Below are 12,822 nucleotides of genomic sequence, written 5' to 3'. Positions count from 1 at the left end.
GTCTATGGACATATCCCTGCCCATTCAAGGGAACATCCTCATTGTGCTAAAAATATGACAACATGGCAAGTACCTACCGAAAAGTGACTAAGTTACCCGGAAGTAACTATGCTTGATGTCCCAGAGCGAGAGGAATTATAGCAGCCGGTTTCGGGCATAATATGAGGCTTGTCAGCCATCCTTCCTCCATTAAACAGTAGGATTCACCTATAGGGATATAGTATGATTAAAACAAGAGGAGGCGGGCGCAGTGGAATTGAAAGACCGGATCAAGCTCAAGGAAATCAATTGCGATAAAGAATTGACCTTGGCCGTCATCGGCGGCAAATGGAAGCTGATTATTCTGTGGCATCTTGGCCTGGAGGGTACCAAGCGTTTCGGCGAAATGAAGAAATTGATTCCGAATATTACGCAGAAAATGTTGACCAACCAGCTTCGGGAGCTGGAAGAGGACCAGTTGGTCATAAGACGGGTCTATCCGGAAGTGCCGCCTAGAGTGGAATATTCCCTGACCGAGTACGGCGAAAGCTTGATGCCGGTCTTGCGGATGATGTATGACTGGGGCAGAAATTACCGCCAGAACGTGATTCGGAAAGATTCCGATTCCGCTGCCTTCGTTGAAAGATAGGATGGAAAAATAACTCCCCTGCGCGTGAATATGGCGGGCAGGGGGGTTTTTGTATTTGGGGGAAGCAGGCTTCGTCGGACTTTAACATTGCGGTTTCGGATGACTAGTGTCCCACAGCCTTACTTTGCGGACGGTCCCGATTCTTGCTGTCGGATGGAAGCAGAAGCCCTAGGATGCCGAACAAGGGCAGGAAAGAGCTGCAGAGGATAACCAGCGTCAGGTCGGTCAGATCGATCAGCCCGCCGATCGCCACCGCTCCGATGGCTCCCATGCCGAACGCCAGACCGGTAATGAGACCGGAGACGGTTCCTACCTGCCCGGGCACCAGCTCCTGTACGTAGACTACGGTTACAGAGAAGCTGCTGTGATTAACGAGCCCGAGAATAAACAGCAGCAGGTAAGCCCATAGTTCATTCGCATAGGGCAGCAGGATGGCAAAAGGAGACGCACCCAGCAGGGAGAGCAGAATGACTCTCTTTCGGCCAATGCGGTCGGACAGAGGCCCGCCGAGGAACGTTCCGGCAATGCCGGCGCCTACATATACAAAAATATACCACTGCGCCTCGGGGATCGATATCCGGAACTTTTCCATCAGATAAAAGACGAAATAATTGGAGATTCCCGCCCCGTACCAGGATCGCAGGAAGACGATCAGGATAATAATACCGACGGCCAGCCTTACATGTTTCCAGTGGCCCTTGTCCGTATGCTGCTTCACTTTGCTTTCGATTTTCCGGCCGGAATCGGACAGATAGCCCCGGTACCATCCGGCCAGCCTTAGCTGAATAACAACTCCAATAGCGGCGACCAGAGTAAACCAGAGCGCCCCCAATTGCCCGAACGGATAGAAAATCAATGCCGTCATGACAGGCGCCAGAGCGCTGCCGGTGTTTCCTCCTACTTGAAAAATGGACTGCGCCAAGCCTCTTCGGTTTCCGGCGGCCAAATAGGCAATTCGGGCCCCTTCCGGGTGAAACATGGCGGAGGCGGCCCCAACCAAAATCACCGATCCGAGAACCGCTAAATATCCCGGGGAAACAGCAAGACAGAGCATGCCTAACAAGGCAATAGCCATTCCTATAGGGAGCAGGAGCGGCGAGGGCCGTTTATCCGAATACATTCCGACCACCGGCTGCATGACGGAAGAGGAAAAATACAGGATGAACGTGATCATGCCGAGCTGGGTGTAGGATAACCCCAGTGTATCCCGCAATATCGGATAAGAGGCCGGGATGACGGCTTGAAGCGAGTCGTTGATTAGATGGACCAGGCTGACGGCCAATAATATGGGGTAGAGAGTCTCCTTCTTGTTCATTGTCGGCTCAGACAAGATTGTCACAACCGTCCTTGAGGGAATGGATGGCTCGTTCGTACAGTAGTTCAGTTATCCTTAAATGACGCCGTACCGTCGCTCGATTGATTTTGGACAATGGTTCCAGGCCCCCTTCCCACGAAAGATCGTCAGGCAATACTGACTTCTGGCGCTCAATCATAACAAAGCTCTTCTTCATCGGCGATTTCGACCATTCGCCTGTATTCCTTGGGCGTTATGCCGTAATATTCCTTGAACAGCTTGGAGAAGTGCTCGCTGTTTTCATAACCTACCTTATTGGCCACCTCATATACTTTCACATTATGATCCAGCAGCAGCATCTTCGCTTTCTTCATCCGCACATTAACGAGATATTTCCACATCGTTAAGCCGGTGCTCCGCTTGAACATTGCCGTCAGGTAGGAGCGGCTGATGGGAATCAGATCGGCCAGCTTCTCCAGATTCAACTTATCGGCATAGTGCGTATCAATATACTGTTTGATGCGGCGAATGATTTTTTCGTTCTCGCTGGACTGCCCTTTTCTCATCCTATCCAGAAAATAAAGAATGCTTCCTTCCATCTGCATAACGGCATTCAGCCGGAAATATTCTCTCAACTTGTCACGGGGAAGCACGGCATAATCCATATCCCATTCGCGCATGGGAGCCATATTCTCACCAATAGGCGGCCGTTTCAACGCTGCGGCAACCAACTCGATCCATGCGGTGGATAGAGCTTTTAATAAACAGTAGTCTCCTTCAATCCAGCCTTCCATCAGATTCAACGTATCCACCACAAGCAGGGGATATTTATCCGCACGGTTGGTCAGGATGTAATCCGTCCAGCGCTGCAGCATGTCCTGGTACTGATCGTTTTTTTGCAGCAGAAGATGGGAGACCTCATCCATTCTTGTTTTGTCGAGAGTGACCGCCGCATGCTCCAATGCTTGCTGCAAAGCAGCCCTGTCGATAGGCTTCAAAATATAATCGGAGACATTTAATTGGATCGCTTGCCGGGCGTAAGCAAATTCATTATAGCTGGATACGACAATGCTTAGCATCCGCGGATGAGTCTGCCTGATTCGTTGGATTAGTTCCAATCCGTCCATAACGGGCATGCGTATATCCGCAATACAGATGTCCGCGTGATGGGTTTCCAGCCACTCCAAAGCTTCCATACCATTGCCCGCAAACCCGGATACGACGAACGGTCCCCCGAATTGCCCGATCTTCGAGGCAATCCCCGTACGGATGTATGGTTCATCATCCACGACTAAAATTCGTAACATCGTGCTCCCACCCCCGGTCTATAAATTCATAGGCAAGCAAAAGCGCACTTCGGCGCCTCCGCTGTCGCTGTTTCTTATCCGGAGGCCGGCCTTGTGCGATGTATATTGCGTCGTTAATCGGTAATGGATATTGAGCAGCCCGATGCGCTGGAAATCGGAATAATGCGAGTTTTGCCGGTGCAGTTTATCGTTCAGTTCCCTGATCTTGTCCTCGGAAAATCCCGTTCCGTTATCGGCAAAGCAAACCTCTATCCACTGGTCTTCGATTTTTCGAATGGCAACGGACAAGTGAAGGGCTCCGCCAGACGTCTCGAAGCCGTGCTTTACGGCATTTTCCGCAAGCGGCTGCAGAATAACTTTGGGACAAACCGCCTTCCAACACGTCTCTTCCACGAATAGGTCGTGTGTAAATTTATCGCCATAGCGGGTTTGAATAATATGCAAATACCTTTGCAAATGTTCGACCTCATCCCGGATCGTCGCTTTCGTATCTTTATAATTGGCCGTATAGCGGAACAGGTTGGCCAGGTCCACGGTCATCTGCTCAATATCTGTCGCATGGATTTGGGAAGCCATGGAGTTAATGATCTCCAGCGTATTATACAGAAAATGGGAATCGATCTGCGATTGCAGCGAGAACAGAACGGCCTGCTGCTCGGCTACCTTGGATTCGGCCAGCCGTTTGATGTGCTCTTGTAAATCCTCCAGCATCTGATTGTACGAATTGGCCAGAGCCGAAATTTCATCCTGACCTTCCACTTCTGCCGGAACATGAAGATGACCGCGCCCCGTGCGTTTTATAAGCCGCTTTAATTTGCTTAACCGTCTTGTAATAGAGGAGGAAACCATAACAATGAAAATGGCCGATACAACCAAGCAAGCGGCCGTAATCCCAAACACGGCATTCCGGATGGTATAAATGCTCTTGGCAATATCTTCATACGGAATGAGGATAACCGATTTCCAATCGGTGCCGGCTATGTTTTCGTAAATGGCGATCTCATTCGAATCGTCCCATACAAAAGCCCCGCCTGCCGACTTATCCATCTCCTGCATCATGGAAGCCTCTAATGGCGAAAGAAAGCGTTCCTTATGCGGATGGGCGACAATAATTCCTTCCTCATTGACAAGAAAGCCGACCCCGTTGTTGCCCGGATTCATTTCCTTCAATATGCTTTCCAGCAGAGTGGGCTGGATATCGATTTTCAAATAAGTAGACCCGTCAAAGCCAAATTTCTTCACCAGAGTGATGACCTGCAGCGATACGGGCCTAAGCATTACATCTACGTAATTACGGCTCGTTTCCACCCTATAGGCCGTCCGGCCTGCAGGCGAAATCTGCTCCAGCCAGGCTTCCTCGCTCATACTGTAATCCAGCTTCAGCCCATAAACCGGTGAATAATGCGCTTCATTGCCATTGGTGTTGTACAAGGTAAGGGATAACAGCTCGGGATGCGTCCGCGCGAAAGGCTGGATATAATCATTGACGATCATGGAGTATGGAACGACGGACTCCGCCTTGCGCGGACCGGTCAAGCTGGCCCAGGACAGAAGCTCCTGACTGGAGCTCAGAGTAAACATGAATTGTTCGATTTCCCCCAAATAACGTTCCAGATTCAAATTGGCCTGTTTGAGAATAAGCCGGCTTAACTGTATGGAATCCTTCTCGATAGCCATCGCGACATACCGGTTGACGAAGAAACCGATGACAACCAGATTGAACATAACAATGACGAGAAAAATAGAGATCAACTTCCACTTTAGAGATGACTTCCATCGATTGATTATGTTTTTGGCCGGCAAATGAAGTCCCACCTGTTCCTAATGTTCATCCGGAGGATTATCCCGATGTTGGTATTATCGGGTTAAGACCCCCACCTCTATAGGTGGGCTCTAAATCAGGTGGAGTAGAGTCTCCATCTGATTACTCGATGTTCAGCTAAGCTGAACGAGTTCACTTGTCAGCGGCCGGTGTCTTCAGCACTTCGAAGATTAAGGTCCGGAGAGGCTGATCACTGTTATTTTCCAACCCGTGCTTCCACCAAGGCTTGTTCAGGATGACATCCCCGGCTTTGACCTGCCGCGTCTGGCCGTTGACGGTCATTAATCCGGTCCCTTCCAGGATGATGTATACCTCTTCGTCCTCCCGGTGGCCGTGATAGCCGATGGAAGCCCCCGGCGGGATTTCTCCGTAGCCGAGGAACATGATCGGCGTATCGAAATCTTCACGGGAATACAGCCTCTTCCCTCGGGTCATCCCCTTCCCGTGATGGCTGACCGATGGGGGACCGAATTCCATATCGTAATAGTTGCGGACAATCATTGGACCATACCCCCAGCTCGCAGAAGTATCCACTGCTTGGTGCGTAGTGATGGATTCCCTGCAATAATGTGCGAGCGCCTGATTTCTCAAGTAGTCCTTGGCGCTTGTCTCCGGCTCTCTCTGCTCCTCAAGGGACTGCAGAAATTCCGTAAACGGGCCCGGAGCATGAACATCGCTAAAATCATCGATCAATGTGGTGGCTCCGTCTTTCGTCAGATGAATCTGGTTATCTATCAGCTCCAGGCAGCCTTGATCGCCTTCGATCCGCCAATTGCCGGCCCAATCGGTATGCTTGCCCTTCGATCGGACGGAGCAGCGGAAGGTGGCCGTAATGCCTGCTTGCAGCTCCATAACGATATTCAGGCTGTGGCGGTATGTCGCGAACACTTTCCCGATCTCCCGCCCTGTCAAATAGCGGATCAGATCGAAATGATGGACGATCAAGCCTTCCAGAATGGCGGTTTTGTCCGAATGCGCCATTTCGCTGTAACGGTAGAACACTCCGTCGATCGTAAGGATGCTGCCGATTTCACCGTCCGCGATGAGCTTTCTTAACTTTCGGACAAACGGGAAAGCACGGTAGTTTTCGGCGATCATGAACGGAATATTTTCTTTCTCCGCTCTTTCCACCATCGCGATGGCATCCTCGTAGTTATCCGCAATCGGCTTTTCGCAAAAGACGGGAATTCGATGATCGAATGCGAGATGGTTGATTTCCTTGTGGATATGCGGCGGAGTGACGTTGAGCAGCACATCGGGCCGTTCCTTCTCAATCGCTTCTTGTACCGAGGTGTAGAAAGGGACACCGTCTTCTTCCACCTTGGCTCGCTTGCTTTCATCGGTATCGGCAACCGCCAACTGCAGCTCACTATATTGATTGCGAAGCCTCCGGTACCATCCGGAACCGAATCCTCCAATGCCGACCAGCAATGCTTTCATCATATATCCCTCCATGTCCATTGTTTATGCAGCGTGTATGCGGATTACCCTTTGAGCGATCCGACCATGACGCCTTTAACAAAATATTTTTGTACAAACGGGTACAGTACGATCATCGGCAAGCTGGAAAGAATGATCAGCGAATACTTCAATAATTCGCTCAAGTAGAAATTTTTGCTTTCCTCATCCACATTCAGTGTGATATCGCTCGTAGTGTTCAGCAGCAATATTTCCCGCAAGTAGATCTGTAGAGGAAATTTGTTCTTGTCGGACAAATAGAGCAGCGCGTCGAAAAAACTGTTCCAATGTCCCACCGCATAGAACAGCGTAATAACGGCAATGACCGCTCCGGACAGCGGCAGGACGATGCTGAGCAAAAACCGGAAGTTGCTGCATCCGTCCATCTTGGCCGATTCCAGCAATTCGGCAGGAATATTGCTGCGGAAGAAGCTCATCATCACGACGACATTGAAGATGCTCATCGCATTCGGAATAAGCAGCGCCCAGCGGGTGTTCAGCAAGCCGAGCTCTTTCACCAGCAAATAATTGGGGATAAGCCCGCCTGAGAAAATCATGGTAAAAGCAAAGATCAGCATGATCGTTCTTCCGCCGTAAAAATCTTTGCGCGAAAGCGGGTAAGCGGCCGCAATCGTCATGACCACATTGATGACCGTCCCTGCTACGGTATAAAACAGGCTGTTGGAATAGCCGATCCAGACGCCCTTGTACTCGAATACGGCTTTATATCCGGCCAGTCCGATATCCACGGGAAACAGCCAAACTCTGCCTCCCATCAGCGACTCCGGCGAACTGAACGAGGCGCTGAGTACATATACAAGAGGATACAGGACCAACAGCAGAAGAATGCCGGCGAACAGGTAGTTGGCAATGGTGAACAGCTTATCCAGGCCCGTTTCTTTGATCAGCCGGTTTTCGATCAAGGCACATCCCCCCTTCGAGCTACCATAGGCTTGTGTCGCTTACTTTTCGGGCTATTTTGTTCACTGACACTATAAGGATCAATCCGATCAAAGATTTAAACAGACCAATGGCAGTGGCGTAAGAATAGTTGGGAATTCCCGAGATAATGCCCACTTTGTACACATAAGTGTCAATCACTTCCGAGGCTTCCAGGTTCAATTGATTCTGCAGCAGCAGTACCTTCTGGAAGCCTACGTTCATGATCTGCCCGACATCGAGAATGAGCAGGACAACGATCGTGGGCATAATTCCCGCAATGTCTATGTGCCATATGCGCTGCAATTTGCTGGCGCCATCCATAACGGCCGCTTCATGGAGATGAGGGTCAATGGCGGATAGAGCCGCCAAATAAATAATGGATCCCCAGCCAATCTGCTGCCAGATGCCGGACCAGACGTAGATGGACTTGAAATAGAGCGGCTCTCCGAGAAAATTGATCTGCTTGCCGGTAATAGCCTCGATCATCTGATTGACGATTCCCGTATGAACCGACAGTAATTGGACGACAATTCCGACCAATACGACGACCGAAATGAAATGGGGGGCATACGTCACCATCTGCACCAGCTTCTTGAACCTGCGGTTCCGTAAATAATTGAGAGATAGTGCAAGAATAATCGGAGCTGGAAAGCCGACTCCCAAATTGTAAAGGCTTAGTCCGAGAGTATTCTTGAGCACAAGCACAAAATCATAGGAGCCGAAAAATCTTGCGAAATGGGAAAGTCCCGCCCACTCGCTGCCCCATATCCCTTTGGCCAGGTTGTAGTTTTTAAAAGCGATAAGCAATCCGTACATCGGCAAGTAATGAAAAACGATGACGTACACAAAGGGCAGAAAGATCAGTACGTAAAGCTGCCAATTGTCCCAAATTTGCTTGCGTCTTAACGCATTCACCCGTCCACCCCCGAGCTTCATTCCTTGTTCTTATCGTAGGTTTCCTGCAGAATGTCCACGTATTGCTTCAATCCGGCGTTGTTCAGCTCCTGAATGTATTTATCCCAATCTTTGTCGATATCGAGATTTCCCGTCACGAATTTAAGCATGAACTGGCGGACGACGCCGACGATATTTTTTTGCAAGTCTCCATATTTGGCCAAATCTTCAGGCATGAAATAAAGGAAAGGAAGCTTTTTGTCCAGCATGGAGTACGGTTTGTACAGCTCTTTAGTCGTGTTATACAGAACGACCTCGCTGTCCATTTCCGGCGTGACCTCGTAGCGGTACATCGTTTTCACGGTGCTGTAGCTGGGAACGCTCTGATTCCAGTAATAATTGCCCGGTGTCCCCGGCTGCACCAAAATCCGGAATTCGGCAGGCGTGACTCCGTCCAGACCGAATTTGCCCGGCTCGATCTTCTCCCAATGGACGCCTTCTATGCCGTAAGACGGGCTCATGCCGGTCTCGAGCATTTGGGACGAATCGTAGAAAAAGTCGATCCAGCGGATGGCCGCCTCCGGATTTTTGGCATTTTTCGTAATGACAAATTCCGCAGGAATAACGCTTTCGCCCTTATCGAAGCCGTATCGTTTCCCGTCCGGACCGGCCAGAATAGGTACGGGCACGAACTCTTTGTCCCGCCCGAGCGGGGAGTTGCTGACCGAGAATTGGGTCCATATAAGGCCGGGCGCCGCCCCCAGACGCGCTCCCTCCGGCGCTTCCGACAGAGCGGTCAGCGCTTTGCGGTCCTGGGTGAACGATTCCGGTGCGAGGAGCCCCTCCTGGATGAGCCGTCTCAAGTATTTGAGCCCTTCCTTGTAACCTTCGCTATCTCCGGTAAATACGATCTTGTCATTCTCCACCATGACATAAGTATCTCTGTCGAAGAACAGGAAGGACTGCATGATGAACGATTCGGGCTCGTTATTATCTTGAGTGGCGCCGGCAAAGGGGATTTCGTCGGCTTTGCCGTTTCCGTTCGGATCTTCGGTTTTAAACGCTTTCAATACGTTGTAGAGATCTTCTGTCGTTTCCGGCATTTGCAGGCCGAGATTGTCCAGCCACTTCTGATTGATCCATAATTTCTTCGGCATGGACGTATGGACGTTCTCCGAATACCGGGGCAGCCCATATATGTTGCCATCCGGCGCATACAGATACTTCCTTGATTCCGGAACCTGCTCCATCATTTTCTTGATGTTAGGGGCATATTGGTCAATCAAGTCGTTAAGAGGAAGGAATAAGCCTTGGCTGCCGTAGGCTACCAATTGGCTCGGGGTAAGCCCTGCGGTCATAATCACCTCCGGCAAATCGCCGCCGGCCAACGTCACCTGCAGCTTCTCGGCCAATGCCGACACCGGCACGGTTTGCCAATCGATATGAATGTTGGTCTTCTCTTCATACCATTTGGTGAACTCGTTAGTGGCGTAATCCTCCACCTTGGGATCATGCTTCGTGAACAGCTTGATCGTTATTTTCTCATCCACAATCGGAAACGTCCCCGGAGCCGAAACTTTCTTCTGGTCTGCCGCTGTTTCTCCCCCGGGAGACGGGTTCCCCGTGCAGCCGGACAATACGACCGTACCGCATAGCAGCCAAACCAGCCTTTTGGAAACGCCTTCAGAAAAAGTTCTCAAAGGTGCGAGCTCTCCTTTCCTTATTGGGATTTAAGCTTACTTCATCTTCTCAACGGCCTCCATTCTCGATGTTCTCTTCATTATGGAGGGTCGGGTGGGTTCATACAACATGGTAAAATACTAAAATATATAGTGATTTTACGATGTTTTCGGGACAAGGGATGGGTCACGCGAAGAGTGATATGAATGAAATGTCCCCGGACTGCCCGGGGAACGGCAGGAACGAGCTGGAGTAGGCGATTCGAAGCTCTTCCGGCCAAAGACAGGGGGTTATCAAAGTTGATTTATGATTTTTAAGCCCGCATAGAGTTAACTTTGGCTGCCCCAGAAGGACTTCATTTCCACGTCAACAAAACGCACTCGTTCCGGGAACGAGTGCGTCCATATAGTCGGACCGTTGCGGCCATATACACGGCAGGTTGTATAATTCGCGTGCAAAATGCACTCGTTCTCGTTCCCGGAACCTGCGCGTCCGTATGTACGATTAAAAGTCGGACCGTTGCGGCCATATATACGGCAGATTGTACGATAATTCGTGCAAAAGCGACCAGAGGTCCTTCTTGCTTCATAGTTGGGACGGGGCCGTTTTATGCTAATACGCTTGTGGGAAAGCTCGCCGACTACAGGAAGACTCGGTATGAAACGATAGCAGGGGATCAGCGGCCTTTTTTTCCATAGAAAACGGCGAATTCCAGATTTTTGTACATGCAGTCCACGTCGGTGAAGCCGGCTTCCTCCATCCAGCGGATTTGCTCCTCTACCGAGGCGTTGATGTCGTGCTTTCTTCTTTCCACCGAGGCGTCGATCATCTCTTGCGGAAGACCGCTCGCGCTGACGGAGGCCATCCAGCGCCTTTTATAGTAAGCATCCGTCTCGGGAGTGCTGCCTCGTGCCTGGTCGGCATTGACGAAAGCTCCACCATCCCGCAGCGCATGATACACGTTCGCGAACAATTTTCTTTTGTCGTCATGGGGCAGATGATGGATAGACAGCGAAGAGATGACGAAATCGTAGGATTCGGTAAACGCATAATCGCAATAATCGGCCGTAATATATTGAACATTTGCCGCCTGGGAGCCGAATCTCTGGCGGGCTTTGTCCAGCATCAGCTCGCTGAAATCGATGAGGGTCAGACGGGCCTTCGGGTACTTCTGCAGCACCAGACCGGAGAACAGCCCCGTCCCTGCCCCCAGATCCAGGATGCGTGGGGAAGAATCAGCGCTTTCCACCAAGGACAGAGCCATCCCGTAGAAATCGTCAAAGCATGGAATCAAATTTCTCCTCTGCCACTCGTAGTCTTTCGCACCGGCATCGAACAGCTTCTTTACTGACGGATCCATCGTTATTTCCTCCTTGCGTATTTGGTTGAATTCATTGTAGTCGACCGGTCCTCATTATTGAAATATATAAAAGATATCGTGTTTATAGGTAAAAACTATAAGGCGTTCAGCCAGCGGCAGAGGGCCGCCCCTGGCGGGGGACACTCGGCTATGCTGTTGGAGAGCCATCCTCCTGCATCCCGTATTGGAGCCGATCCGCTTCAATAAATACTTCTCCATAAGTAGAAGGTGGCATAGGCTTCCCATCCGGCCCAGGTGGAGGCCAGCTTCCTGATTTCGTCTATGGAGGGCTTGCTTGGCCTCCCCAAGAGCTCACGGATGGCGTTATGCAGACCGACATCGGCAATAGGGAAGGCGGACGGGAAGCGGAGACATCTCATCAGGACGTAATTGGCGGTCCATGGACCGATTCCCCGAATGCTGACCAGTAGCCGCTCCGCCTCCTCGCAGCTTCCTGCCTCCAGCAGCTGCTTCTTGGTCAGTTTGCCTTCCGCCATCAGCCGGGCTGTGCCGATCAAATATTCGGATTTTCTGGCGGTTAGCTGCAGCCGGGTCAGGTCCTCCACCTTCAGCTCTGCAATGACGGATGGGGAAGGGAAGCACCAGTACTTGACCCCGTCCCATTCGACATGCTTACCGAACGATTCCACGAGGCGTCTCTTGAGCGTGTAGGCAAAGGCTAAATTAATCTGCTGCCCGATAATCCCCCAGCTAAGAGCTTCGAATAAATCGGGAATGCCGGCCAGGCGGAGGCCATAAAACCGCCGGACTACCTTGTTCAGCAGGGCATCGCCCGCGGCCATTTCGTAAAAAGGAGCGAGGTCCGTCTCCAAATCAAACCATTCGCGAACATATCCGGCTACCATGTCTCGGCTTGCCTTGGATGGAAGGCCCTCTTGCAAATAGGTAACAACGAGAGAACCTTCCTGCTCTCCGCTGATTTCGATTACAGGGCCCGTTCCTTCATCCGTTACCGGAATGTGACAGTATAGTTTATCATTGTGGATACGGAACATACACTCGTTGGGCGAGCGGGACAAGTAGCCTAATGTTTCGGTATAGCTGAAGGGCTGAGGGACGCTGAGCTTTATTTGCTGTGTTTCCGGTATCGCGGGTAGGGTTCTCTTCGTTCTATTGAACGGTTCCTGGCTCTCCATATACTGATTCCTCCAATTAGACAACTATATTCAGGCAATGAAGACGGAAGGATGGCCACGTTTCACAAGAGAGGGAACCTAGCTCTGAGGGACACTACCTTGAAAATCCGTCTATTTTCATTTTCTGCTGGTGCCGTACAAACGGAATGGCGAGTCTAACTGTATTTCATGCAGGTAAATTGATGCAAATGGCGCCGAATGACTAAACTACCTTGAAAATCCGTCTATTTTACCGTCTGCAGGCATCGTTGCAAGCGGAGCGGCACGTCTAACTGTATTT

At 50.7% G+C, this 12,822-nt stretch carries 10 protein-coding genes; 1 reads left to right on the top strand and 9 read right to left on the bottom strand.

All coding sequences use genetic code 11. The features are described 5' to 3' along the window. The first annotated feature begins 250 nt into the window (after positions 1–250). Entirely contained in the window at positions 251–628 is a 378-nt protein-coding gene (locus FS806_RS17540; protein WP_144939225.1) for a winged helix-turn-helix transcriptional regulator, read from the top strand. Between the two features lie 103 nt (positions 629–731). On the opposite strand, the gene FS806_RS17535 is transcribed toward FS806_RS17540, so the two are convergent. From FS806_RS17535 to FS806_RS17495, 9 genes are all read right to left on the bottom strand, one after another. Beyond that, entirely contained in the window at positions 732–1,943 is a 1,212-nt protein-coding gene (locus tag FS806_RS17535) for an MFS transporter (protein WP_144939274.1), read from the bottom strand. A gap of 170 nt (positions 1,944–2,113) precedes the next feature. Further along, positions 2,114–3,229, bottom strand: coding sequence for a response regulator transcription factor (locus tag FS806_RS17530; protein WP_144939223.1), 1,116 nt, complete (start codon positions 3,227–3,229; stop codon positions 2,114–2,116). Between the two features lie 18 nt (positions 3,230–3,247). Continuing rightward, positions 3,248–5,032, bottom strand: a complete 1,785-nt coding sequence (locus FS806_RS17525) for a cache domain-containing sensor histidine kinase (protein ID WP_144939221.1) — start codon at positions 5,030–5,032, stop codon at positions 3,248–3,250. A gap of 151 nt (positions 5,033–5,183) precedes the next feature. Further along, a complete protein-coding gene (locus FS806_RS17520; protein WP_186328411.1) occupies positions 5,184–6,494 on the bottom strand; it encodes a Gfo/Idh/MocA family oxidoreductase in 1,311 nt (436 codons plus the stop codon). A gap of 41 nt (positions 6,495–6,535) precedes the next feature. Further along, entirely contained in the window at positions 6,536–7,429 is an 894-nt protein-coding gene (locus FS806_RS17515) for a carbohydrate ABC transporter permease (RefSeq protein ID WP_144939272.1), read from the bottom strand. A gap of 22 nt (positions 7,430–7,451) precedes the next feature. Continuing rightward, positions 7,452–8,366: an ABC transporter permease gene (locus tag FS806_RS17510; protein ID WP_260982149.1), complete on the bottom strand. Its 915-nt coding sequence runs from the start codon at positions 8,364–8,366 to the stop codon at positions 7,452–7,454. 17 nt (positions 8,367–8,383) lie between these two features. Further along, entirely contained in the window at positions 8,384–10,045 is a 1,662-nt protein-coding gene (locus tag FS806_RS17505) for an extracellular solute-binding protein (RefSeq protein WP_186328410.1), read from the bottom strand. Positions 10,046–10,701: 656 nt separating this feature from the next. Continuing rightward, complete coding sequence (locus FS806_RS17500) at positions 10,702–11,385, bottom strand: class I SAM-dependent methyltransferase (RefSeq protein WP_144939213.1); 684 nt, start codon at positions 11,383–11,385, stop codon at positions 10,702–10,704. 200 nt (positions 11,386–11,585) lie between these two features. Beyond that, positions 11,586–12,542 (bottom strand): DNA-3-methyladenine glycosylase family protein, encoded by a 957-nt coding sequence (locus tag FS806_RS17495; RefSeq protein ID WP_144939211.1) that lies wholly within the window; start codon positions 12,540–12,542, stop codon positions 11,586–11,588. Positions 12,543–12,822: the final 280 nt, after the last annotated feature.

This window comes from Paenibacillus sp. 32O-W, from assembly GCF_007679495.1.
Lineage (GTDB): Bacteria > Bacillota > Bacilli > Paenibacillales > NBRC-103111 > Paenibacillus_L > Paenibacillus_L residui.
The sequence above is the reverse complement of the archived record's forward strand: the minus strand, read 5'-3'. Positions and strand labels throughout refer to the sequence as shown.

Bases quoted from the DNA above. Each gene is read 5' to 3' on its own strand.
- FS806_RS17520 (WP_186328411.1), bottom strand. From the start codon at position 6,494: ATGATGAAAGCATTGCTGGTCGGCATTGGAGGATTCGGTTCCGGATGG.
- FS806_RS17535 (WP_144939274.1), bottom strand. From the start codon at position 1,943: ATGAACAAGAAGGAGACTCTCTACCCCATATTATTGGCCGTCAGCCTG.
- FS806_RS17500 (WP_144939213.1), bottom strand. From the start codon at position 11,385: ATGGATCCGTCAGTAAAGAAGCTGTTCGATGCCGGTGCGAAAGACTAC.
- FS806_RS17495 (WP_144939211.1), bottom strand. From the start codon at position 12,542: ATGGAGAGCCAGGAACCGTTCAATAGAACGAAGAGAACCCTACCCGCG.
- FS806_RS17530 (WP_144939223.1), bottom strand. From the start codon at position 3,229: ATGTTACGAATTTTAGTCGTGGATGATGAACCATACATCCGTACGGGG.